The 23,044-nt window shown below is 47.8% G+C and carries 22 protein-coding genes; 7 read left to right on the top strand and 15 right to left on the bottom strand.

The window, feature by feature from the left end:
• Positions 1 to 111 precede the first annotated feature (111 nt).
• Entirely contained in the window at positions 112 to 447 is a 336-nt protein-coding gene (locus ACUN27_RS03000) for a 2Fe-2S iron-sulfur cluster-binding protein (protein WP_127456892.1), read from the top strand.
• Between the two features lie 276 nt (positions 448 to 723).
• On the opposite strand, the gene ACUN27_RS02995 is transcribed toward ACUN27_RS03000, so the two are convergent.
• From ACUN27_RS02995 to ACUN27_RS02945, 11 genes are all read right to left on the bottom strand, one after another.
• Positions 724 to 1,023: a hypothetical protein gene (locus tag ACUN27_RS02995; protein ID WP_127456893.1), complete on the bottom strand. Its 300-nt coding sequence runs from the start codon at positions 1,021 to 1,023 to the stop codon at positions 724 to 726.
• 23 nt (positions 1,024 to 1,046) lie between these two features.
• The gene (locus tag ACUN27_RS02990) at positions 1,047 to 1,517 is read right to left on the bottom strand and encodes a RidA family protein (protein WP_315952891.1); all 471 of its coding nucleotides are present in this window, start codon (positions 1,515 to 1,517) and stop codon (positions 1,047 to 1,049) included.
• Between the two features lie 43 nt (positions 1,518 to 1,560).
• Positions 1,561 to 1,845, bottom strand: coding sequence for a 2Fe-2S iron-sulfur cluster-binding protein (locus tag ACUN27_RS02985; protein ID WP_326061713.1), 285 nt, complete (start codon positions 1,843 to 1,845; stop codon positions 1,561 to 1,563).
• Positions 1,846 to 1,890: 45 nt separating this feature from the next.
• Complete coding sequence (locus tag ACUN27_RS02980) at positions 1,891 to 2,568, bottom strand: GntR family transcriptional regulator (RefSeq protein ID WP_326061714.1); 678 nt, start codon at positions 2,566 to 2,568, stop codon at positions 1,891 to 1,893.
• 90 nt (positions 2,569 to 2,658) lie between these two features.
• Positions 2,659 to 3,189: a chromate transporter gene (locus ACUN27_RS02975; protein WP_315952889.1), complete on the bottom strand. Its 531-nt coding sequence runs from the start codon at positions 3,187 to 3,189 to the stop codon at positions 2,659 to 2,661.
• Positions 3,186 to 3,815: a chromate transporter gene (locus tag ACUN27_RS02970; RefSeq protein ID WP_445558354.1), complete on the bottom strand. Its 630-nt coding sequence runs from the start codon at positions 3,813 to 3,815 to the stop codon at positions 3,186 to 3,188. The genes ACUN27_RS02975 and ACUN27_RS02970 overlap by 4 nt, the downstream gene beginning before the upstream one ends.
• A 16-nt stretch (positions 3,816 to 3,831) precedes the next feature.
• Positions 3,832 to 4,305, bottom strand: a complete 474-nt coding sequence (locus ACUN27_RS02965) for a GlcG/HbpS family heme-binding protein (protein ID WP_315952888.1) — start codon at positions 4,303 to 4,305, stop codon at positions 3,832 to 3,834.
• 28 nt (positions 4,306 to 4,333) lie between these two features.
• Entirely contained in the window at positions 4,334 to 5,803 is a 1,470-nt protein-coding gene (locus tag ACUN27_RS02960) for an aldehyde dehydrogenase family protein (protein WP_315952887.1), read from the bottom strand.
• Positions 5,804 to 5,941: 138 nt separating this feature from the next.
• Entirely contained in the window at positions 5,942 to 6,652 is a 711-nt protein-coding gene (locus ACUN27_RS02955) for a TenA family transcriptional regulator (protein WP_127456901.1), read from the bottom strand.
• Positions 6,653 to 6,777: 125 nt separating this feature from the next.
• Complete coding sequence (locus ACUN27_RS02950) at positions 6,778 to 8,181, bottom strand: hypothetical protein (RefSeq protein WP_445558353.1); 1,404 nt, start codon at positions 8,179 to 8,181, stop codon at positions 6,778 to 6,780.
• Positions 8,182 to 8,185: 4 nt separating this feature from the next.
• Positions 8,186 to 8,932 (bottom strand): creatininase family protein, encoded by a 747-nt coding sequence (locus ACUN27_RS02945; protein WP_445558352.1) that lies wholly within the window; start codon positions 8,930 to 8,932, stop codon positions 8,186 to 8,188.
• Positions 8,933 to 9,087: 155 nt separating this feature from the next.
• Between ACUN27_RS02945 and yyaC the strand changes: the two genes are divergently transcribed.
• On the top strand, positions 9,088 to 9,693 hold the full coding sequence (yyaC, locus tag ACUN27_RS02940; RefSeq protein WP_445558351.1) for a spore protease YyaC: 606 nt from the start codon (positions 9,088 to 9,090) through the stop codon (positions 9,691 to 9,693).
• A 22-nt stretch (positions 9,694 to 9,715) separates the two neighbouring features.
• Here yyaC and ACUN27_RS02935 read toward each other — a convergent pair whose 3' ends face one another.
• Positions 9,716 to 11,179 (bottom strand): hypothetical protein, encoded by a 1,464-nt coding sequence (locus tag ACUN27_RS02935; protein ID WP_315952878.1) that lies wholly within the window; start codon positions 11,177 to 11,179, stop codon positions 9,716 to 9,718.
• 548 nt (positions 11,180 to 11,727) lie between these two features.
• Between ACUN27_RS02935 and ACUN27_RS02930 the strand changes: the two genes are divergently transcribed.
• The 5 genes from ACUN27_RS02930 (at position 11,728) to ACUN27_RS02910 (ending at position 15,521) form a co-directional block, all read left to right on the top strand.
• Positions 11,728 to 12,705, top strand: coding sequence for an aldo/keto reductase (locus tag ACUN27_RS02930; protein ID WP_315952877.1), 978 nt, complete (start codon positions 11,728 to 11,730; stop codon positions 12,703 to 12,705).
• A gap of 172 nt (positions 12,706 to 12,877) precedes the next feature.
• Positions 12,878 to 13,258, top strand: a complete 381-nt coding sequence (locus tag ACUN27_RS02925; protein WP_445558350.1) for a hypothetical protein — start codon at positions 12,878 to 12,880, stop codon at positions 13,256 to 13,258.
• A 79-nt stretch (positions 13,259 to 13,337) separates the two neighbouring features.
• Positions 13,338 to 13,760 (top strand): SRPBCC family protein, encoded by a 423-nt coding sequence (locus ACUN27_RS02920; RefSeq protein ID WP_315952874.1) that lies wholly within the window; start codon positions 13,338 to 13,340, stop codon positions 13,758 to 13,760.
• A gap of 1 nt (position 13,761) precedes the next feature.
• Complete coding sequence (locus ACUN27_RS02915; RefSeq protein ID WP_315952873.1) at positions 13,762 to 14,142, top strand: ArsR/SmtB family transcription factor; 381 nt, start codon at positions 13,762 to 13,764, stop codon at positions 14,140 to 14,142.
• A gap of 611 nt (positions 14,143 to 14,753) precedes the next feature.
• Positions 14,754 to 15,521, top strand: coding sequence for a DODA-type extradiol aromatic ring-opening family dioxygenase (locus tag ACUN27_RS02910; protein ID WP_326061718.1), 768 nt, complete (start codon positions 14,754 to 14,756; stop codon positions 15,519 to 15,521).
• 160 nt (positions 15,522 to 15,681) lie between these two features.
• Here the strand turns inward: ACUN27_RS02910 and ACUN27_RS02905 are convergent, their stop codons facing one another.
• The 3 genes from ACUN27_RS02905 to ACUN27_RS02895 all read right to left on the bottom strand — a co-directional run bounded on the left by ACUN27_RS02905 (position 15,682) and on the right by ACUN27_RS02895 (position 23,018).
• A complete protein-coding gene (locus ACUN27_RS02905; protein ID WP_315952871.1) occupies positions 15,682 to 16,593 on the bottom strand; it encodes an AraC family transcriptional regulator in 912 nt (303 codons plus the stop codon).
• Positions 16,594 to 16,732: 139 nt separating this feature from the next.
• Entirely contained in the window at positions 16,733 to 17,443 is a 711-nt protein-coding gene (locus tag ACUN27_RS02900; protein WP_445558349.1) for a metallophosphoesterase family protein, read from the bottom strand.
• A 415-nt stretch (positions 17,444 to 17,858) separates the two neighbouring features.
• Positions 17,859 to 23,018 carry a bacterial Ig-like domain-containing protein gene (locus tag ACUN27_RS02895; protein WP_445558348.1) on the bottom strand — a complete coding sequence of 1,720 codons (5,160 nt, stop codon included), beginning with the start codon at positions 23,016 to 23,018 and terminating at the stop codon, positions 17,859 to 17,861.
• Positions 23,019 to 23,044: the final 26 nt, after the last annotated feature.

Raw genomic sequence — 23,044 nt, 5'->3', positions numbered from 1 at the left:
TTCAAATGATCTCGCCTTGTCCCTCTATCATATCAAAAATATTGTATTTGGTATACCATAAACCAATTAAATATGATATACTGACTCTACTAAGACATGGAGGGATGCCAAGTGCCATCAGTGACTTATCAAACATCTGGAAAAACGATAGAAGTCGAACAAGACGCTAATCTCTTAAGAACATCGATCCGTTATGAAGGGTCTGTACCTTACAAATGCGGCGGTGGCCTTTGCGGAACTTGCCGTGTACAAATCGTGGACGGACATGAACACCTCAGCAAAATTATGAAAAAGGAAGTCGACAGACTCGGCCAGGAAAAGCTCGATCAAGGCTTCCGCCTTGCCTGCCAAACCTTCGTCACCGGTGATGTGACTATCTCCTGGGGCGAAGAAGATCTCAATCGCCTCGGCAAAATCGCTCAGCGAAGAATTAACGCAGCTCAATAGCAGGAACGATGGCAGCAGTCCTTGGGGGCTGCTTTTTTTATGTGTTTGTTAGGTAGGCTGGGTTGATTGGCTAACGGACTGAGATGACCTTATTTGCTGCTTTTTGGATAAAAATTGCAGCTAACGGACTCCAGAGCCGCTATTGGCCAAGAAACTACCTCAAATAGCAGCAAATTCAATAAATAACGTCATCTGAGTCCGTTACAGCTCAAATCGCACATCCGCCGCTCCCTGCCCATAAAAAAAGCGCAAGCTCCAAGAGCCTGCGCCTTTACCTTATGCCGTTTTAACAATTTTACTGTCCTTGTCGATGTCCAATTCATAGATCTCTTTCTCTATTTGAGCGGTGGAATCGAACTTGGGAAATACTTTGAGCGGAATGCTGTTATCTGCGAATTTCTCGGAAACCCCTTGAATGATGATTCTCGCATCGTCACCAACGATTTTGCATACTTCAAAAAGTGTTTTTTTCTTGCCGAAGAAGTAATACTCATATGCGGCCACTAACTCTAAATTCGGGTTATTTGTTACGGTACGGTAACGATCCGTTGTGGATACTAGAATATATTCGCTCATATGAAGCCCTCCGCTCATTTTTTTTATTTATAAGCCACAATTAGTTCTACCTCTACTGCCGCCCCTCCGGGCAATGCAGCAACACCTATAGCAGAACGGGCATGCAAGCCCTTATCCCCAAATGCTTCAACTAGCAAATCAGAAGCGCCATTCAATACAAAAGGCAGATCCTGAAACCCAGCTTCCGCATTGATGAAGCCTTCCATTTTAATAATACTGGTCACCCGATTCAGGTCTCCCAAAATAGCCTTTAATGTGCTTAATTGATTAATCACACATTGCCTGGCTGCCTGATATCCTTCTTCTTTCGAAAGCTCTTGTCCTACTTTGCCTTTATATTGAAGCACTCCACCCACCTTCGGAGTTACACCACTCAAATAAATCAAAGGCGGTACCATGGTGTAGGGCAGATAATTGCCACTTGGTTTAGGCGGAGAGTCCAGCAGAATGTTCAGTTCTTCGAGTTTGGCTTCAACTTGTCCATAAATTTGCACAATAAGTCATCCCCTACCCCATATTTACTGCTGTCTCGCCGATCTATTCCTGACAAAGCTCAATATCTTCCGAAATATATAACTGGCATGCTAAGCGAAAGCCTTCCTTAATTTTATCGCCCAGCATCTTATTTTCTTTCCAATTGGGTTCTTGAAGCTTATCTCCACCGGTAACCACTTTCACCATACATTTCGTGCATTTCCCCATACCACAGCCATACTTCAGATGAGGGAATTTCTTAACCCCCGCTAAAACCACCAAGTTACTATTCTCAGTAACCTCTTGCTGATAAACTTGGCCATTTTGGTGCAATGTCACATTCGGCATTTCACAACCTCCATACAGCAGCATGAGCGTAGGCAAATACGGCAATTATTCTCTTTCCAAAGCTTCCATGTAAGCTTTCTTCGAGTTTTCAACGTGAATTTTCGTTAAATTTTCTGCAAACTCCGCTTCACCGTTCAGTACGGCTTTGACAATTTCCCTATGCTCCTCCATCGCTTTGCGTTGGCGTCCAGGGAGCTCATAGCCTACATGAACGAAGGCGCGAATATAGTCGGATAAACCATCCAACATTTGCGTTAGTCTCGGACTCTTAGCAGCACGGAATATAATTTCATTCGCTTCAAAATGGTATTTCCAGTCCGACTGCTCAAACGTCGGTTTCGCTAACGCCGTGTCAATCTCGACAACGATTTGGTTGAGTTCGTCCCGTTGCTGCTGTTCCAACTTCTTCACAGCGAGCTTAACCGCCAAACTCTCCAACGAAGAAAGAATCGTGAATATTTCAATGATTTCTTCCGGTGAAAGTTTGGAGACCACCACGCCCTTACGGGGAAGCGTCTTGACAAACCCCTGTGATTCAAGCCGGAATAAGGCTTCCCGGATGGGCGTTCGGCTAACGTTTAATTGATCGGCCAACTCTCTCTCGATAATCCGGTCACCGGATTTGTATACACCTTGTACAATAGCTTGTTTAATATATTGAAACACTTTATCCCGAATAGGGCTTAATTCCTCATCTTTCCAAACAACTGGATTGTCCGGCATATGGTATACCTCCGCGAATGCGTTTTCTTACAGTGTAATCGATACACCATAACCAATCAACTTTTTAAAATACGGAGGTCTACCGCCGAATCAGCCCAGTACAAAAGCCCCATACACTAAACCTAATCCTACAACAGCTGCGGGATGTACTTTCCATTTTTCCAAAGCAATAAAGCTAGCCGCTGCCAGGAATGCCGTCTGCCAAATCCCCGCCGATTGATACGCACTGTTGAAAAACTGCAAAGCCAACGTACCGAGAAGAACAGCAACGATCGGGCGCACGATCAGCGTCATCGCCATAACTTGCGGAGCTCCTTTGAAGAAGTTGATAAACTTGAACAACAGGACCATCGCAAGCGCCGTGGGAAGAATGGTAGCGATTAGCGCAACAATCGCGCCAAGGATACCGCCAACCTGATACCCGATATACCCGGCAAGTTTAGTGGCGATCGGACTGGGAAGTGCATTGCCGAGCGCCAGCACGTTACCGAACTCTTCCACGTTCATCCATCCGTAATGATCAACTACCTCAGCCTGCAGCAGCGGGATAATCGGCGGCCCGCCACCGTAGCCTAATATGTTTGGAACAAAAAAAGCCCAAAATATTTCTAAAAGCTTCATGCTGAAAAACCCCTGTCTGCATCGCGTTGCTGCTGGTTGCGCTTCTTTTTGTTAGCCAAGTAAGTTGACTCCGTGAACGCGTAAGCAAGCGCGATGCCAATCAGCAAGCCCGGATTCAAGTTAAGCAGAACCAGCGCAATAATCGAGATGAGTGTCCACGCCAGCGTTTTGCTCTTCACCCAACTTTGCCAAGCTTTTTTGAAAAAGTCATAAGCCATAACCGCCATCATTACACCGATAACAGGCTGAATTCCGTGTGTCATGCCGCCTACAATACCGGAATCTTTTAACTTATAGATGAGACCAAGAAGTAAAATCATACCTACAAGCACGGGAATGACCATAGCTGCTATCGCAATAAATGCGCCTAAGTAGCCTTTCACCTTGTAGCCGATATACCCCGCCATTTTCGTAGCGATTGGCCCAGGCAATGCATTTCCCATAGCAAGTACATCTGTAAATTCATCGTCCGTCATCCACTGGTACTTCTGAACAGCTTCCGCATGAACCAATGGAATCATGGTTGGCCCTCCGCCGTACCCCAGGAGACCGATTCGAAAAAAACCGAGGAACAGATTCCAGTACACCATCTTCCCTCTTCCCTCTCCATGTGCAGCTAGTTTCACAAGGAACGAACCGCGATTATTTTTTAATATCCGCTTGGGTCATTACTTCATATTCGCTGCCCAAATGCTGCTGCAAAGCCTTTAACGCCGCGGTGCCGACCGCTGTGTCCTGCTCCCCGTTCCCTCCGCTAACGCCGACGCCTCCAATGACTTCGCCATTCACGACAATCGGGAATCCGCCAACGAAGATCGCGAACTTACCTGGCATCATCACGTGAATACCGAACGCTTCTCCGGTTGTTGTCGCAGGTCCTCCCGGTTGGTTGAACAGATGCGTGGAACGCTTGTGGCCACTTGCTGTAAAAGCTTTGGACGTTGCGATCTCAGGACCTGTAATTCGCCCGCCGTTCATGCGCTCCAGTGCAATGATATAACCGCCGTCATCCACGATACAGATGGATTCCAAAGCTTTAACTTCTTCCGCCGCTATTTTAGCTGCCTCTATCATCACTTTTGCTTCTTCCAGTTCCAGCTTTAAGACCGATTTCATGTCAGATCCTCCGTTATGAATCTATCGTTTAGATGCCGTGGTAGACCGTTTTGATTTGCGTGTAAAAATCAAGTGCCGCACGACCAGACTCGCGATACGTTGCTGTACTGGACATCTTCACGCCGCCAAATGGCGCGTTGTAGGCATTCCCCGTCGTGGGTCGGTTAATTTTCACCATGCCAGTCTCGATGTTCTGGATGAAATGTTGAATCCGGCCGGACTCGGATGTACAAATCGCTGCGGAAAGTCCGAACTCCACATCATTGGCGATGTCCATCGCTTCTTGGAAGCTGCTAACACGGATCACGGAGATGACCGGTCCAAAAATCTCTTCCTGCGCGATGCGCATGTCAGGTGCAACACCTACGAATACGGCTGGCGTTACGTAGTAACCATTGGCGTAATCGCCGTCGGTTAGCTGCTCGCCGCCTACGACCAGTTCAGCACCTTCCGCTTTTCCGATGGCGACGTAATCGAGCACATTGCGAAGTTGGCTTTCATTCGCGAGAGGACCGACTTCAACGCCTTTGCTTAACCCGTTGCCAACTTTGAGCTGCTTGGTTTTCTCTACAAGCTTCTCAACAAATTCATCATGCACCGCATCCATGATGATGACCCGGCTCGTGCCCGTGCAAGCTTGGCCCGTTAATTCGAAGCCGCCTTTCACGGCGAGCTCCACCGCATGATCGATATTCGCGTCATCCATCACGATCAACGGATTCTTACCGCCTAGCTCCAGCTGCACACGAGTGGATAATCGTACCTGACGATTGATCTTCTCTCCTGCACCCGTGGAACCCGTGAAAGTAACCGCTTTGACGGCGGAATGTGTGACTAGCGGCACGCCTGTTTTGGATGCGGAGCCTGTCACGAAGTTGATCACGCCCGCTGGAAGTCCAGCCTGATGAAGCGCCTCCACTAACCGATAAGCAATCAACGGCGTGTTCGATGCCGGTTTGAAGACCACGGTGTTGCCAGTAACTAAGGCAGGAGCGATCTTGCGTACTGGAATAGAAATCGGGAAATTCCAAGGTGTAATGACGGAAATAACACCTAATGGTTCTTTGCGTGTGTATACAAAAGTAGTTGCATCATCTGATGGAAGCGTTTCGCCAGAAACGTTTAATCCTTCAGAAGCGTAATACCTGAGCGTTTGGGCGGAACGTTTCACTTCCATCCGGCTGCTCGCCATCGTTTTTCCTTCCTCGCGAGTCAGTTCTTCCGCATATTGCTCCAAACCTGCTTCCAGCAAGTCCGCTGCTTTGTACAAGATTTCCGCTCGCTTGGTAGGGGGAACGTGACGCCAAGTTTTGAAAGCTTGCTCAGCAGCCTCCATAGCCTGGATGACATCCTCTTCTGTCGAAGCTTGAAATCTTCCTACGCTATCTTTCACATTAGCCGGGTTAATGGTCAAGAAGGTTTCACCGCTTGCGGCCTCTACCCATTCCCCGTTAATCAGGTTTTTGAAAGTCTGTACGGCTGTTTCTGTTGCTGCCATGTCAATCCCCTTTCTCTTTAACGACCAATTTCGGCTCAAAAGCAGGGTCTGTATGCCAGTTAGACCAATTCCCGAGAATTCAACTTCCCGGGAACGGTTTAACTTCTATTTTCTATGAACATTTATAAGAGATAAGGACTATTCTAAGCAAAATTCACGGGAGATTGCTGCGATGTACATTCTGCGCATTTTCGTAGCTTCTTCTACAATTTTGATACAGCGTTGTTGATCTTCAGGTGTTCTAGCATACTCAAGTACGATTTGGTAGCCACGCTCGCCGTGGATCTCATCGGATACGATATGTAAATCGAAGAATTCCACTTCTTCATCTGTAAAACCGTAGTGATTGCGAAGCGTTGGCGTTTGTCTGCGGTAGATGGCAGGCACTTGAGATTCAAGTCCTACAACTAACGCTGCTGTTGCGAATAAAAAATTTTCTTTGAAAGCCATCCGGTAACACCAGGATTGCAAGCCGATGGTTTCAGGGAGCAGGTGCTGCATGGATTCCACGCGTTCGCGCGTCGTTCCGCAAGCTTCACCAAAACGAATTAACAAATCGGTGTGACGGTCGCCGCCGAGTTCCTCTTCCCACATGTTTTGCAGGATGAAGTCTCTTGCGTCCTCATGCGGACAGTTGGCATAGATATAAGCCAAGTACTCTGCGAATGGACCTACATACGCGTAATGCTGTTCTACCCATCTGGCAAAATGCTCTTTCTTCAATTCACCATTTGCCCACATTGTTGTAAAAGGAGCTTTTGAAACGGCATTACCTTCAATGGCTTGCTCAAGTGCATAGCGGAATTCCTCTTTGTTCATCAAACGGGATTCAGTTGCTGCTGTTGTCATATAAAACTCTCCTCTCAAAATGTAAAGTGTCGTAGTAGATCAACTCGTCGATTGTTCTGGCATTTGGTATATGGTATACCAAAATGATTTCATGGACTTATTATTACTTAGATTGGGCTACCCTGTCAACCCACTTTTTTTAAGATTAACAGCAAGATCATCGACATCATTAAATACGCAATTGTAAAAGGTGCATTCCAGTTTGATACCTTATACGAGCTCTTCCCTATCAAATTAGACATCATCCCGGCGGTAGCGTTGTAAGGCCCCATTAAGAATGCCGTGGCCGCCCCCGTAAGCATAGCGATCGCCATCAGCTGCACGGAAATACCTAGCGCCTGCGGATTCAATGACTCCGCTGCCAGAGCCAATCCAACTGCAGGATGCAGCCCGATAAATGCAAGCGCTAACGGAATTAGCGGGATCATGAGCAGAAAGAGATTAGACCCGATGGCATGTTGAATAGCCATGATCCCTTCGTTGATCGCATGGTTGCTGCCCGTAGATTTAATAGCTGATATCATAAAACCGGCGCTTAAGAAAACGAAGAATTGATCCTTCATTTTCAGCACATGAGACGATAGCAAGGTTTGGCTGCTTGTAATAAACGCCATGCCCTTCCCTAACATCAAAGACCATACGTAAGCAAATGGAATAACGATGATCGAGACTAACAGCAAGAATCCCATATGCGTAAATCGCTCTAATACAAAAACCAGCACATTAAGTACAACGATCGCGATAAGGATTTGCCACGGATGGCTCCCTTTGACCTCATTAGACGCATTCGGCTGATGAACGACCGCACTTTCCCTGGCAGCAGAAATCTCTTCAAGCGTAGTCAGACTGATTTTTTTAAGGCGGCGATTAGCGACCCACGTCCCCATCAACCAATCCAAAGCCAGACCTAATAAGCTGAACGGTATGACGATGGGTAAAATCGCACTCCAGCTTACGCCTGTCATTTCCACAATAATGCCGACAATCGGGGCTACTGGTGTCCACAGAATTGGCATGCTGTAGCCATGTGTAATTGCCCGGCTAATAAATCTGTCTTTTTGCTGAATCGGATAATATTGCAGGGAAGGCTGAATACTGTGGTACATCATCGGCAGTGTGGCCAGGTTCATAAACGAACTCAAAATATAGGATAATAATGAAGTAATACAATAGAGCATACCGGAGTGCTGCACCTTGCTGTAGAGAATCGCCTGTACTCTCACCGCGTAGTGTGCGAGCTCGATGGGCAAGGCAATCATCGGAATCAGCACAAATAAGCTTAATACGTTCAGCATACTGCCGAAGCTAAGGAAGTAATCCGTCCATGAAGCTCCGTTCACCGCTAGAAGAATGGCGCCTGTGCTTAGGAAAATTGTGCCTAATAGCTGCACGAATGGCTTGATCGAGCGGAATGCGACGACAATAATGACAAGACTAAGCCCGGATTGGAGCCAAGTTAGCCACTCGCTTGGATAGATTTCAGAGACAAGATAGGCGGCGATCGCTGCAATAAACAGTGCTTGCTTCATAAGTTTATATCATGTCTCTAACGGCTTGAGTCAACCGCTCAAGGGCCGTCTCAACAATCTCCTCTCCGATGTCCCGGCTGGCTTTCGTCGCATCGCCGATGCAGCCGTTGCACGTCATTTCTTCATAGTAATAGAAGCCTTGAAGGGGACTGCCCGGGCGAAGCTTTTTCCAGCGCCCCTCTTGAATGTCGCCTTTCTCCAGTTTATCCTCACGGACCAGATGAGGCGCCAAATACATCGCTTCGGACACCTCGCGATCGCAGCTGTGACCGTACAGCTTGGATGCGATGCGCCTGTCCATCACATCTTTCGCAGATGCCGTCGTTTTGGCATAAAAGAGGGATACTCCCAGTTCTGCTGTCAGTATATCCGCCGCGACGCCTAATGTCGCTTGGTTACCGCCATGCGAATTGATGACCAGGAATTTCTCGATCCCTTGGCTTTTTAATGATTTGATCATATCGCGCAGAATCGCAATAACGGTTGTAGGCTCCAAGGAAATTGTGCCTGGAAAATGAAGATGATGCGGGGAGACGCCCATATTAATGGTAGGCGTTAAAAGTGCCTCCGGGTATAACCTTGCCGTTAGCCTTTTTCCCATTTCTTCAGCAAGAACAGCATCGCAGCTTTCAACCATATGAGGGCCGTGCTGTTCATGTGCGCCTAGTGGAATAATGGCAATTTTGACCGTTTTGAGGGCCACTTCTACCTCTGGCCATGTCATTTGTGTTAAAATATAAGCATTCGACATCGCATTCACTCTCCTTTTTCTACTTGTGTATATTGTATACCAAGATTATATTAGGATATAGTATCATTTATGATTTTCTTTCCTTTCAGGATGTATACTCATACTGTACAGCTGCTCGGCGTATATTACTTACGGAAGAGAGGTGATTTTACCCCATGATGCGCCATATCCATTACCTTGATAAGAAATCTGTTGCCTATTTGTCTGAAGCTTTAACGAATCATTATTTATCAAAACCGGCCTACACGGAAATTGTCATTATATGCGTCGGCACCAATCGTTACACGTGGGATTCCCTTGGCCCGATGGTCGGGAGTCGGTTATCCGAGCGGTTCGAAGGCCACCGTCATGTTCATCTTTATGGAACGCTGGAGAAACCCGTGCATGCACTCAATTTACAGAAGACCATCGCTCACATTGCCAAATCACATAATCAAGCTTACACGATTGCTGTTGATGCCGCTCTTGGCCAGTTCTACAAAATCGGAACGCTCCAACTAGTGGAAGAACCGCTTCAGCCCGGTGTCAGCTTAAATAAAGAGCTTCCGCCTATCGGACATATTCATCTCAAAGGGATTATTAACAACCACAGCTTGCTCAACCATAAAGTCATGGAGCACACAAGCCTTACGTTTATTGATGAAATGTCAGCGGTGATCTCGCGTCTTTTGGTGAAATCATGTCAAGACATCATCCCACAGCTAATGCCTGCTCCTGAATTAGGGAATGAAGCGCCTAACCATCTATCGTCTGCGACGTAAATGGCTTGGCGCTTTTTTTAACCTACCATATTAAAACAGCTAAAATCGTAGAAACACTTAAGCCGATTATAACCGGCAAGAAGTTCTTCCGCGCCAAATCAATCGCCGAGACACCGGCGAATCCGGCAACCGCTACGAGCGATGACCACGCAATGAGCGTCCCTCCGCCCGACCATACCGACCCCATCTGGCCGATAGCCGCCAACGTGGAGGGATCCATACCTACTGCCGGCGCCAAAGCACCGGACAACGAGCCTGTGAGAGGAAGACCGGAGAAACCCGAGCCTTCTAATCCCGCGATAATCCCCATGACCAACAATCCAAACGAAGTCAGGATGCCGCTCGACGGGATCAAATGTTGAACAGACATCACCAAATCGTAGAGAATCGCCGGCGCTTTATCACCTTCGCCTAAGGAGAGAATGCTTTTGGAGAAATCTGCATTCCCCAGGAAAAAGAATCCTGCGATCGGAATGACCGGCCCCATGGCTTTGAATGCAAAAACGAAGCCTTCTGTCAGATGATCGCTGATCTTATCCAAGGCTTGAACTTTGGAGAACAATGTACAGGATAAAATGAGTAGGATAACCGCCACACCGCCGATAAACGCGGCGCCATCTCCTCCTTCAAATCCGCTCATGCCTTTATGTCCCAGCTTGCTTAGAATCATAACCACCATAACGGCAAGCATGGAAAGTGGAACAAGCACCGCGAACACTTTGGACCATCGAATAACGGCCGGACTAAGCGTTTCTACGGCTGCAGCTGCTTCAGGAAACTCGGAAGCTGTCTGTACAACACGGATAGCTTGTACCTGATTTGAAGTTTCAGCAGTTGTGCTTTCCGGCTTGCGGATCGCTTTCCTGTTCATGAGATAAGCTCCGGTTAGCGCTACGCCCCCCGTGATGAGAGACAAGATCATCGCCTTGTCCGCTACGGAAGCCGTATCAATGCCTGCGCCCTTTGCGCTAAGCATCGGCGCTACTTGCATGACATAGTCAGAGGATAATGCCATGCCTTGTCCAGCAATGGCAATCGCCATACCGGCTCCCATTGCTGGTAATCCTGCGCGAATGGCTGCTGGAATCAGCAGCGCTCCGATCAACGGAACGGCCGGCGTCGGCCAGAAAAAAAGTGAAATAACATATGTAACAACAGCTAGAACAATGTAGGCAATGTGACCATTGACCATTAGCTTCTGAATAGGCGTGATCATGCGCTTGTCAGCGCCGATATCCCTCAAAGAAGCCAGCAAAGCGACCATAAACGTAATAATCAAGAAAATCGTAAATAATTCTTTGGCTGCAGTCAGATTAGCGTTGTAGACTGCTTTGAACCCGCTGATCACATCCCCCTTATAAATCCATCCGATTAAGAAGGTACCAATTAAGGTGGGAATGACGACTCCTCGTTTTAACAACATGACGACGATAACGCTTAATGTCACTAAAGCATACACAACATGTGATGAAGTAATCATCCGCATCCCCCGTATTCATCATTTTTTGACCTTCGAAGAAAATTATACCGCATTTTCTTCTATGTGAATAGATATTTGGTGCATTGTATACAAAAAAATTCTAAAAACAGGTCTAAAAATAATGAATTTCGCGGATATAGTGTTATAAAACATGACGCATGTTGTTTCCGGTACTGCAGCGCAACCTAAGAATGGTAATTTTCAGCCTAAAACATTTCATTAATCACGTGAAGGATCTCTTCTTATGTGGCTATCACCTCAATTTTTTAAGTTTCTACGTCATTCCCAACGAAAATTGTAAGCGATTTCAATGTCATTTTAACAGATTTTTAAAGAGAGGGAAAGGATAAAAATGTATTTGGTATACAATTCCAATTGATCGAGTTAGTTAGTAACTTCTTCTATAGAAAGTTACTTTCAAGTCACCAACTGTAAAGAATTTCACTACTTTCACTGATGTAGAAACTTCTATAAAATAGAAACTATCATCACGACGTACAAGTCTTCAACAATTAGTGCTTACTAATATCAAGAGGAATGTGGGAGGATGAATCATGAAGTATTCGTATTTAGGGAAATCCGGCTTAAAGGTCAGTCAATTATGTCTAGGAACCATGAACTTTGGACCGGAAACTGAGGAAAAAGAAGCTTTTAAAATTATGGATGCCGCATTGGATGCGGGAATTAATTTTTTCGATACAGCTAATGTGTACGGTGGCGTTGAAAGAAGGGGCTGGACGGAAGAAATTATCGGCCGTTGGTTTAAGCAAGGCGGTGGGCGCAGAGAGAAAGTTATTCTTGCGACCAAAGCCTATGGCGATATGAATGATCCTCATGATGGACCTAACTCAGAACGTGGATTGTCTGCTTACAAAATCAGACGTCATTTGGACGCTTCCCTCAAAAGACTGCAGACCGACCACATTGAGCTTTACCAAATGCATCATATTGACCGTAACGTGAGTTGGGATGAGCTGTGGGGTGTGTTCGAATCCGCGGTTAACCAAGGCACAGTCGACTATATTGGCTCCAGCAACTTTGCAGGCTGGCACATAGCCTGTGCCCAAGCCGAAGCGAAAGCCCGCCACTTCTTGGGCTTAGTCTCCGAGCAGCATCTGTACAACCTGCTTGCCAGATTGCCAGAGTTGGAAGTGCTTCCTGCTGCTGAGAAGCTCGGTCTAGGCGTCATTCCGTGGAGTCCGCTTGCCGGAGGCTTGCTCGGCCGTAACGCCTTGGCAGGTACTGGTGCTCGCAGCACACGCTCTGCCGAACGGGTTGAGAAGCATCGGAGCCAATTGGAGCAATTCTCCGCACTCTGCAAAGAAATCGGCGAAAAAGAAGACGTTGTTGCTTTGGCTTGGGTTCTATCGCATTCGGCTGTTACTTCACCGATTATCGGACCAAGAACTATCGAGCAGCTTCAGGACTCATTACGCGTACCTGAGGTTTCACTAAGTGAAGAGACTTTGAAAAAGTTGGATGAAATCTTCCCTGGTCCCGGTAAAGCGGCTCCGGAAGCTTACGCTTGGTAAATAACAGCGGCTGCTCTCATAGAGAGCAGCTGCTTTTTTTCCTCTTGACGTGAAACCAAAAGGTTTCGTATAATCCAACATGTAACCATTTGGTTTCGTATTTCATGAGCGAATGTCTTTTAGGACAACCTACAAGTAAGCTAGGCATGGAAAGGAAAGGCAGGCGCAAGCGATGCAAGAAGCATTACTTAAAAAGCTGCACTACAAGCAAGGACGAGCTCTCGTACTCCATGCGCCCGAAGGTTATGCGCTCGGTATTGAAGAGCCTGGGGAGCCGAATGGGTCTTACGATTTCGTCCAGCTATTTGTCAAGGACGCAGCTGAAGTTGAAGAATGGACGCCTAAAGCGATCCAGTATCTGAAAGACGACGCTTTGTTCTGGATCACTTATCCGAAGCAAAGCTCGAAGGTCAAGACGAATATTAACCGTGACAGCCTGTTTACCTTGGTTTCAAGCATCTCTGAGTATCGTGCGGTTAGTAATGTGGCTGTGGATGAGACATGGTCCGCACTCCGCTTCCGTCATCTGGATAAGGTGAAGAGCAAGGGTTAACAACACATGATTCAAGTGAAGTGCAAAATTAACAACAAATCCGAATTAACAACACATCAATTATTGGAGGAATTTAAAAATGAGCAATCAAACAAACACATTACCGGACATTGTACAAACTGTCGTTTTTAACGCGCCGATTCAAAAAGTATGGGATGCCGTTGCGACTTCCGAGGGCATCGCGGCTTGGTTCATGCCGAATAATTTCAAACCGGAGGCCGGGTATGAATTTCACTTGGAAGCCGGACCTTTCGGCAACTCCCCTTGCAAAGTTACGGACGTTACACCGCCTAACCGCCTTTCTTTTGCATGGGGTAAAGACTGGTCGCTTACATTTGAATTGAAAGATGTGGATGGCAAAACAGAATTCACTCTCATCCACTCTGGTTGGGATGCGGACAAAGTTACGGAATTCAACCAACCTCATTCCGTTGTACGCGAGATGATGGCGAACGGCTGGACTGGTATCGCGAAGAAACTTACGGCCTACATCGAGGCTTAAGATGTCAGCCCCCTCCCCCTCGCAGAAACATGATGTGTTTCAAGCGATAGCCGATCCCACGCGCCGGCAGGTGCTAAAGCTGCTTCGTGAGCAGGAGCTCCCTGTGACCGTGATTTCCGGTCATTTTCCGATGAGCCGCACCGCGGTGTCCAAGCATTTGCGCATCCTGGCCGATGCGGGGCTGGTGAAAGAGCGGAAAGTCGGCCGCGAAACCCGCTACAGGCTGGAAGCGGAGCCGCTGATGGAGCTCAAGCGCTGGCTTTCCTATTATGAGCGTTATTGGGAAAACAAATTAAACGCACTCAAAAGATTCGTCGAGTCCGACGACGAGGATGGCGGCAACTCCTTTGCCGCGTTGGAATTGGTCGACCCGACCGATTAGAGGAAAACCTGGCTGCTTTAGGCCAGGTTTTTTTGCGTTTAGGCGGCGGGTTGCGCCAAGGATTCGCGCACGGCGAGTTGCGTCTTAGTCTTCTCTAGTCTTCGTTGTACTTTGTACATTGTAGCCGCTGGTATTTGCCCCAATCACTACTTTACATTGCACTTTGTACAACGCAGGGAAGAAAAATCCCCAGTTTCAGCCCTTTTGGGATGAAACTGAATGTACTTTGTGCAATGTAAATGCCTTAACTTGCCCAGATCACCTCTCTAGGTTGCAGTTTGTGCAATGAAGGCAAAAGTGGATCTATAGGGGCAGGGGCGCTAACTTAAAGTAATCTATCTACTCCTGTGCCCAGTTCCAGCTTAACGCTCCATGTAGAAGGTTCAGCTGAGGTAGCTGGAAAGGCTACCGTGCGCAACGTTGTAGGGTACGAAGGCATTGCTTGAAAGGTTCTCAGCTAAGAAGGCCATACTATCCCTGAGATGACTCCCTTCCTCCCACTAAACTTACAAAAAGTAAATAACTTACTTGACCAGATAGACACTTGCGCGTAATATAAGTTACATAAAGTAACTAGGTTATTAAATGTAACTATACGAGGAGCGATAACGATGATATCACCTATATTTGTTGGGCATGGGTCCCCCATGATGGCTATTCAAGATACAGCGTGCACCGAATTCCTTTTGGACTATGGCAAAAAAGTTTCACCCAAAGCCATCGTAATTTTTACGGCTCACTGGGAAACAGATGTCCTTACCATCTCCTCCACCGACGATGTCTATGATACCATCTATGATTTCGGCGGCTTTCCGAAGGAGCTATTCCAAATCAAGTACCCGGCAAAAGGCAGCAAAGCGCTCGCCGCTCAGCTTGCCGAGCGCTTCCAAGCCAAAGGCATCCAAGTGAACTTGGACGCCCAGCGTGGACTGGATCACGGCTCTTGGGTGCCTCTGCTGCGCATGTTCCCTACACCTGTCTGCCCCGTGATCCAGGTGTCCGTGAACCCCTACCTGCCGCCTGCTGAGCAGTATCGCATTGGGGAAGCGCTGCGCGGCCTCGATCAGGAAGATATCCTGATTATCGGAAGCGGCGCCACCGTGCACAATCTGCGCGCGCTCAACTGGGAAGCCACGGAGCCGGATGCTTGGGCCGTCGCTTTTGACGATTGGCTCGTGCAGAACATGAGCGCTCAGAACCTGAACGCGTTGTTCAACTACGCTGCCGAAGCCCCTCATGCGCGCATGGCTGTTCCTCGGCCAGAGCACTTCATCCCGCTCTATATCGCAATGGGCAGCGGCGACCCGGCTCGTACGCCTCAAGTCATCCACCGCAGCTATGAAGTCGGCTCGCTGAGCTATCTGTCCGTATCCTTTTAACCGGAGTAGACAAAAAGAGACCCACAGCAACGGGCTGCGGGTCTTAAGTATATATATATTAAAAGGGGGTCGAATTTCATTATAGGTCCCGAACCTTAATCCCAGATGAAAACAAGATTGCATTTCGATTACAAATGATGGTTATTTTGTTTACAAGCTGTTATTTATCTTTTACCGGAATGTAGATGTCAATCTGGATCTGATCATGCTTGTCGGCATGACAGCGCTCATCATACCACTCAAACTCCACGCCGCCTGCGTGCTCCAAGCCCGAATGAGGGAACCATTCCTCGAAGATAGACTTCCACGTGCTCTGAATCGAGGCGACGAATTGATCCGGGGTCACTTTGGGCGTCGTAAAAACCGCATATCTGGCCTCAGGGAACTCACGGCACACCAAGTCAGCAGGCACACCATCGAAGCTTGTAGCTTCCATCCCGATCAGATATGTTAACTCCCCAGTCTCCATATTAAAATCCGTGCAAAGGCCAAGCTCCACCGGTGAATCCGTGTGAACGCGATTGCCTATGCGGCTTCCCTTATTCTCTTGCAGATACGTGTTCCAAAAAACAGGAATGTCCCGGTGATTTTGCCCATCCTTGCAAGTCGTCCTCAGTTCGTACCCAATTAGCTTAAAAGCCGGTTTCGTTCTCAATTGATATTCCATGCGTATGCCTCCTAAATAGGGACTTAGATTTAATTTCCTTTGCAGCACATTCGCTTTGGCATATAACGGTGTCACAATACCTTGCTTCCGATAGGTGAGCGGTGTTCGCTCAAACACCTTTTTAAATGCTCGAGTGAAATTCTCATGGGATTGGAACCCGTGGTCGAGGGCAATATCGATCAGCCTTTGATCCGTATGCGCGATTCGGTAGGCGGCTCTCGCCAATCTTCTTTTCCGAACATACTCCATTACCGCTTCTCCAACCATGCTCTGAAAAACCCTATGAAAATGGAATTCAGAGAAACAGGCTACACGAGCAAGCCCCTCCACGGACAAAGGCTCCGCAAGGTGGTCTTCAATATAATCCAATGTCGCCTGGATTTGCACATCGTACTCGGTGCCCATCGTCTATTGCCCCCTCCTGCTGCTATCCACAGTGTACGTGATTGAACGTCTTGCTTCTTGATCTTTCTTGCTAAAAAGGACTCCGGCGACGACTCCGATCATTCCGCGCAGCGATCTGAATAGCCATATTAAGCAGCGACTATTTCCAGCTGCCTCTTGAGGCTACGGAATACGTCGTGTACTCGTTTTCCCCCCTGATTTCCAAACAATTGAGTTGAAAGCCGTACGGGCATGCGCCGTCAATTGCGATTTTATCGCGGTCAAACCACACATCCGCTTTGCCATGAATATCCTTGGCTGGGGTGTGGCCGAAAATGACCGTCTTTTTCACAACTGTCGGCTGCTGAACGAAAGGTGCACGAATCCATAAAAAGTCCCGTTCTGGCTGCGTTTTCCAGTCAACGAATGCGGGATTCAGCCCGGCATGCACATAAATATGATCCTCATCCTCATAATAAAGCGGAAGGTTGTTTAGAAAGGTGATGTGATCCAAACACTTCCCCAAAATCCGCTCTTTGGATTGCTTAATATCCAGATTGTCCTGACCGCAGAAGCTTCTGAACGTTTGGATACCGCCATGTTCGAAAAATTTCATCTCCGTCAATGGATCTACCTCGCTCAGCACTTCTACGAACCGCTGATCATGATTGCCTTTGAGCGCAATCGCGCCCTCTTCACGCACTAAGCGCATGACGTATTCTACCGTTCCCCGACTGTCCGGACCGCGGTCCACATAGTCTCCCAGCAGGACAAGTTGGTCTTCCTCAGCATTGAAATTGACTTTAACTAGTAATTGCTTGAATTCCTCCAAACAACCATGGATATCGCTTACGACTAATGTTCTTTTCATCTACTGTACCCCCTGATGTCAGGCTTCATTCCCCTATGAGTCTCTCTAGTATTCTATTTTATCATAGTAATTACCTGTTTAAGGCGGTGAAGATGTCAAAAAGAGCTTGTCACGGGAGTATGCGTAAGCGCCGCGTCCGTACGACTCATTGGACGATTTCCAATGAAACTACCCTTTTGAGGCGTAATTTTCCACTCCTCCTTGGATAAAATCCAACAGCACTCGGTGAAACCAGGTAATTTGGCACCGAATTCACCCGTCTCATTGGAATTTGTCCAAAGGATCGGACCATTCCGCCCTCCAAATGACTTTTCTATTGGAATTCATCCAATGAAAGAAGCAACTGCAGTGCTGTAAGCATCTAACACCTGCCTCAACCCGCAAAAAAAGACGCCCTCGCGGGCGCCTTTTCAGATCAGTTCATAAATTGCAGCTTCTGCAGCAATCTTTTTAGCATAACCGCTGCTTCCCCGCGGGTTGCAGCTGCACCAGGCGCAAACGTCGTATCCATTACGCCATTTACAATGCCAACGCTAACCGCTTCGGCGACAGCTGCTTTCGCCCATTCATGAATGGCGGCATTGTCGCCAAACTTATCCAGCTGCGCTACATCCATCACCGCAGGCTGCTGCCCGGCAAACTTCATGGCACGTGTGATCATGACCGCCATCTGCTCCCTCGTGATTTGCTCACCAGGCCCGAACGAGCCATCTTCAAATCCCTCAATCAGTCCGGCCTTTGCTGAAGCGCCAACCGCCCCTGCAAACCAACTGTTCGCAGGTACGTCCGAGAAAGTGCTGGCGCCCGCTTCATTCAATCCCAATGCGCGTACTAGCAGCGCTGCAAATTCAGCGCGCGTAATGGACGCGTTTGGCGCAAAGGTGCCAGCTGCAACGCCTTTGACGACGAATTTGGAAGCCAGCAGCTCCACATCCGCTTTGGCCCAATGCCCGGTCAGATCCTCAAAGGTCTGATCCGAAGAAACGACAGCGTAAACACTGTTCCCCGTACGTTTCATCGTAACTTCGGTTTGACCGTTAACGACGTTAAAAATCGCCGGAACAAAGCTCAGTTCCCCTGTCGCCGGATTCAACCATACAGCTGAGGCTTGCTCAGCATCAACCGCGGATGGCAAGATCAGCACTCGGGTGACATAGGTACTCCCGAAATCGGTGACAGCCACCTTCTTGCCGTTGCCCTCAGCAACGATGCTGAACTCTACCGGTGCGGCTAGCGGCGTGACGCCTGCTTCTTTCATTTTTGCTGTTATTGGATCAGCAGCTGCTCCAGTTACCTGCTCAAGGGAAATGCTAATTTTCACATTTGCCGCATCTGTCCCTAAACTCGCCGCTAGCCCATCTACATCCAGCGCTTTGAGAGGCAGGTTGTAAGTCATGCCGCCTGCTCTAATCGAAAGTTCCAAATTTGGCATGGCTGCCGCTCCTGCGCTTATTGAGCTTGCAGGCACTTCCACAGCAGCTACAGTTCCATCGCCTTTTACTTCAGCAATAATCGTATTTCCATTCGCCTTCTTCAGAAGGTCGATCACTTTATTGAATTGATCAGCTGTAATTGAAAATGTTGATACTTTTTTCCCATCTACCGTAGCTCCAGTAGGTACTCCTAGTAGTTCAACACCACCCGTTACCTCTTTCACCGTGCTGCTAGGAGCTGCGCTACTAGAAAATGAACCGCCCCCTGAATCCGACCGGGATGGATGGCTAGGACTAACCAACTTCAGGAAGTTGCCCCTGATGATATTGCCCTCCGCATCTCTTTGATACGGAAGTGCAGGAACCAGACTCGCAAAATTCGCATCCGTCAATTGTGCGCCGGATTTGTTCACACTTTTGGAGCCATCAAATAGATAGTTGGTGTCAGAATTTAAGGCTGCCGGATAATTATCTTTGGCCGTGAAATCCTTTTGATAGGAAGTAAAACCATCGATACGAAAGTCGGTCTGAATACCCGTGTACGTCGTAAAGTTCAGATTGCCTTTGGTATTGTTATAAGATATATTTCCGCTTTCCGCGCGCACTCCCGGATTACTGTTGCTCGCAAAGCCATAAGCACCATTGCCAAAAGCGATGCTGTTTCGGATGACATGCGGTACATGGATGCCTTCGCCGCCGAGTTTGAAGCCATTTTTATCCCCTGCACCTACCGTACCGTTCGTTAAAGTTCCATTGTGATACGCGATGCTATTCTCGATGACAACAGGACCAATCGCCCCTGTCCCTGATTTGGTGTATAAATCCCATCCATCATCGATATTGTTATGGGAAATATCTCCCAGAAAAACGTTGCCCACACCAGAAGTCAACTTTGCAGCAAAACCGTCGGCATTGTTATTCGATGGGTCCACATTATCAAAAGATTCACAATTCAGAATGAGATTGTAGGACGGCCATAGCGTTTTATCCGAATCGGACTCATCGGTACGGCTAATTTGCAAACCTGTATCGCCATTATCGTAAAATCGGCTAAGCTCCACAATGTTATGGTTTCCACCTACCGTGAAGCCCTTGGTATTGCCCACAGACCTAGTGAAATCAATGCCTTTCACATGCCAGTAATTCCCGCTAAGCACGACACCTTCCGTCTTTTTGTCAAAATCGATCACTGGCTTCGCCCCTGGCGCCGCGACCAAAGATTTCATGGCATCGGCCGTGCCGTCATTGCCTTTTTTGATCTCCAGCTTGGCGCTGCGTACATATCTGCCGTCCAGCAGGATGATGGTCTGGCCTGATTTCACATAATCAATGGCCGTATCCAGATCGAGAGGGTTGTTGATTGTACCGTCCCCACTCGCAGTTCCTGCCGGCGATACGTAGATGTCACCGTTATCCACATAGGTTTTCATATCGACGGTGAAGTTTTTCACGATTTTGCCGTAGTTCGCCAAATATTGTGTATCGTCGGGCACGAAAACCGCGCTAAAGTTGGTATACGTGTTAGCCGTAACCGTTGTGTTAAGCACAAGCGGCTGTCCCGCATGAATTTGAGCATTTTGGGCAAGGAAGCTCGATCCTTGCTTGATCGTCACCACACCGCTGACATTGGATTTCAGCCCAAAGGAATACGCGGTCGTTGAAGTTCTCGTCAGCCCGGTCAGGCTCATATCCGGATCGATGGCTGCCGGAGCAGGCTCCTTCTTGGGCGCATCCGTTTGAGCAGCGGTCACCTTCAGGTCTATGCCGCTCACTTCAATCGTTGCCAGACGAGCGGTGAAGAAGCCGACATACATCTTGTCGCCATCCTGCACCGTCATAATATCCGGCGCAAAAATCTCTTCGGCCTTATCGGTGTTTAATCGACCCGTGAAACCGCTATTGGTTTTCGTCAGCGTTAGCTTATAATTAGCCGCTGGATAGGTATTCGCGAGGGCTGGTTTCACCGCACTCAACATCTTGCTTTGATCACCTTGGCTGCCAGTGCCATTCGGAGCTGTAACGCCGGTTCTGACGAACAACTGCGTACCGTTCTGCTTCGTTGTGCCGCCGCTGTATCCGCCAACGGCAGCTATGTTGGAAGCAAATACGGCGGAGTCTCCGGCCGTTCCGATCGCGTCTCTGGCCATGATGCCGAACGATTCTTGGCCGTCATGCGGATCTTTGGCATACGCAACAACTTTGATATCCGCAGATAATTCAAAGTTGTCTTTGACCGCATCCAGCTCCGTATAGTAAAAGCTAATCCCATCGTGGTCGCCAGTCACTTTACCGCCGCCTTCTAAGGCGACAAGTGTAGCTGATTTACCTGGCTCAACGACCGTAACCGTGTTGTTCGTGTTTGAGGTGGATTGCCCAAAGCGGATGACTTTCCACTCGTGCTCTCTAGGTTCAACGACGGATACTTGCAGTACGGTTGGTGGAATGGCTGCATTTACAGGCGTAATCGTAATGGAATATACACCTGCATTTGTGCTGTCAAAAGCTGAAGTATCTAGCGTGAACTGGGCATCGGCCAACAGTTCCTGATCCCCGCTGTCATAAACCGCCTTCACCTCTAAACCTGCCGGGTCAAAAGACTCCCCAATGGCATAGGTTGTTTTCGGATATCCGGTAACTTGGCTTCCGATAACCGTTCGCTGTTTTACTATAATAGGAAATTTAACCGTCTTATCAGTTTGGGGCACATTTTTATAAGTAACCGTAATCTCCTTCGTACCTGCCGTCGACATATCCGGCGCTGAAAGCGTGTAGTCGCTTCGCAATAATCTAACGGTTGAAGCATCGCTGTACTTCGCCTCTACAACCAAGCCGGCCGGATCGAAATTTTTGCCAACGAAAAATTGGGTTTTCTGAGGCAGCTGTTTGATGTCCAAGCCCGTTAGCTGGGCGTTTTTCACGGTGACATCGAATGTCGCATAGGTGGTTGTGGTCACTGTGGACCTAACCGTAACGGTATGGGTTCCCGGTGTCTTGAGTGTATAGGTTGCGTTCGATACGGTTGCAGCCGCTGGCGGAAGGGAAAATGTATATTGCGAATCGGACATTTCGGACCAAACGTCGCCTCCATTGAATTGTCCCAGCACTGTCAGGCCTTGCGAATCGAAGAATTCCTCCGGGTAGTAGTCGGTTTTGGCCGGCTTGTAGCGGATGTCCATGGCGGTGACGACTAAGTTCTTCATGTTTAAAGGAATGGTGGCTGTTTGACCGTTGAAATAGATTGTAATGAGATTCGTTCCCACCACACTGTTATCAAACCCCGTCACAAGATAATCTCCTAATGAATGCTCCTCTTCGTGATTATCCGCATACACGGCTGTTACTTTTAAGCCAGTAAGGTCGAGGTTATCTTTGATAAAGTAGTCTTTTTTCATAGAAGTTGTATTCAATTTCAGCTGTTTTGGGACTCTCTCATCCACTTTAATGTCATAATTGCTGAAAGTGATCTCTGCATCTCTGGCGACATATAACCCGGCATACAGCTGATCATTGCCATCAAACAGGTCATTAACTGTTAAGATTTGTGTGACTCCATTGACAGTTAACTCGAAAGCGTCACCGGATTTTTTGATTTTAAAATTATATACCTCTTTAGGTGCAGGAGCCCTCACTCCGCTAAATAGTAATTTCTTGTTCGTATTTGCAGCATCGGAAGTAGTCCCGGTAACGCCTTGTTTATAAATAGCTTGTACCACATTCGGCGTATTGTCTTTATCCCCCATGCCTCCAATGGCTATATAGTTCGATGATTGTTTGGCGCTACCTTGCGCAAAACTTCCGCGCAGCATCAGCCCGAACGATTTCTGATTGGGTGTGGATGGCGGATTTTTACTATTAAAATTGCCTACAGTCGCTGTTGCACGAATCTCAAGGTTGGCATCTTTCTCTAACTTTTTAAAATAATAAGATATCCCTTCTTCTGTGCTAGCCAGTTTCCCGTCTTTGGCTAACAGGGTAACGGAACCGTCTGCATTCATGGTTGGCACTGGTGTATTTATACTACTAGTCCCTGCGCCGAAGGCACTGAATTCCCATGGAATCACATCCGCAGCTAACGCCACCGGAAGCATCGAAAACATCAAAATCACAGACATGAATACCGAAATCATACGCCGTTTATTCAAAGCTGTATCTCTCCTTTTATCTGACA

This window comes from Paenibacillus sp. WC2504, from assembly GCF_052682475.1.
This window is presented reverse-complemented; position numbering and strand designations above follow the sequence as displayed.

Excerpts from the sequence above, each read along its gene's own strand:
- ACUN27_RS02995 (WP_127456893.1), bottom strand. The coding sequence starts at position 1,023 with ATGAGCGAATATATTCTAGTATCCACAACGGATCGTTACCGTACCGTA.
- ACUN27_RS02985 (WP_326061713.1), bottom strand. The coding sequence starts at position 1,845 with ATGCCGAATGTGACATTGCACCAAAATGGCCAAGTTTATCAGCAAGAG.
- ACUN27_RS02980 (WP_326061714.1), bottom strand. The coding sequence starts at position 2,568 with ATGCCGGACAATCCAGTTGTTTGGAAAGATGAGGAATTAAGCCCTATT.
- ACUN27_RS02975 (WP_315952889.1), bottom strand. The coding sequence starts at position 3,189 with ATGAAGCTTTTAGAAATATTTTGGGCTTTTTTTGTTCCAAACATATTA.
- ACUN27_RS02965 (WP_315952888.1), bottom strand. The coding sequence starts at position 4,305 with ATGAAATCGGTCTTAAAGCTGGAACTGGAAGAAGCAAAAGTGATGATA.
- ACUN27_RS02960 (WP_315952887.1), bottom strand. The coding sequence starts at position 5,803 with ATGGCAGCAACAGAAACAGCCGTACAGACTTTCAAAAACCTGATTAAC.
- ACUN27_RS02955 (WP_127456901.1), bottom strand. The coding sequence starts at position 6,652 with ATGACAACAGCAGCAACTGAATCCCGTTTGATGAACAAAGAGGAATTC.
- ACUN27_RS02950 (WP_445558353.1), bottom strand. The coding sequence starts at position 8,181 with ATGAAGCAAGCACTGTTTATTGCAGCGATCGCCGCCTATCTTGTCTCT.
- ACUN27_RS02945 (WP_445558352.1), bottom strand. The coding sequence starts at position 8,932 with ATGTCGAATGCTTATATTTTAACACAAATGACATGGCCAGAGGTAGAA.
- yyaC (WP_445558351.1), top strand. The coding sequence starts at position 9,088 with ATGATGCGCCATATCCATTACCTTGATAAGAAATCTGTTGCCTATTTG.
- ACUN27_RS02935 (WP_315952878.1), bottom strand. The coding sequence starts at position 11,179 with ATGCGGATGATTACTTCATCACATGTTGTGTATGCTTTAGTGACATTA.
- ACUN27_RS02930 (WP_315952877.1), top strand. The coding sequence starts at position 11,728 with ATGAAGTATTCGTATTTAGGGAAATCCGGCTTAAAGGTCAGTCAATTA.
- ACUN27_RS02925 (WP_445558350.1), top strand. The coding sequence starts at position 12,878 with ATGCAAGAAGCATTACTTAAAAAGCTGCACTACAAGCAAGGACGAGCT.
- ACUN27_RS02920 (WP_315952874.1), top strand. The coding sequence starts at position 13,338 with ATGAGCAATCAAACAAACACATTACCGGACATTGTACAAACTGTCGTT.
- ACUN27_RS02915 (WP_315952873.1), top strand. The coding sequence starts at position 13,762 with ATGTCAGCCCCCTCCCCCTCGCAGAAACATGATGTGTTTCAAGCGATA.
- ACUN27_RS02910 (WP_326061718.1), top strand. The coding sequence starts at position 14,754 with ATGATATCACCTATATTTGTTGGGCATGGGTCCCCCATGATGGCTATT.
- ACUN27_RS02905 (WP_315952871.1), bottom strand. The coding sequence starts at position 16,593 with ATGGGCACCGAGTACGATGTGCAAATCCAGGCGACATTGGATTATATT.
- ACUN27_RS02900 (WP_445558349.1), bottom strand. The coding sequence starts at position 17,443 with ATGAAAAGAACATTAGTCGTAAGCGATATCCATGGTTGTTTGGAGGAA.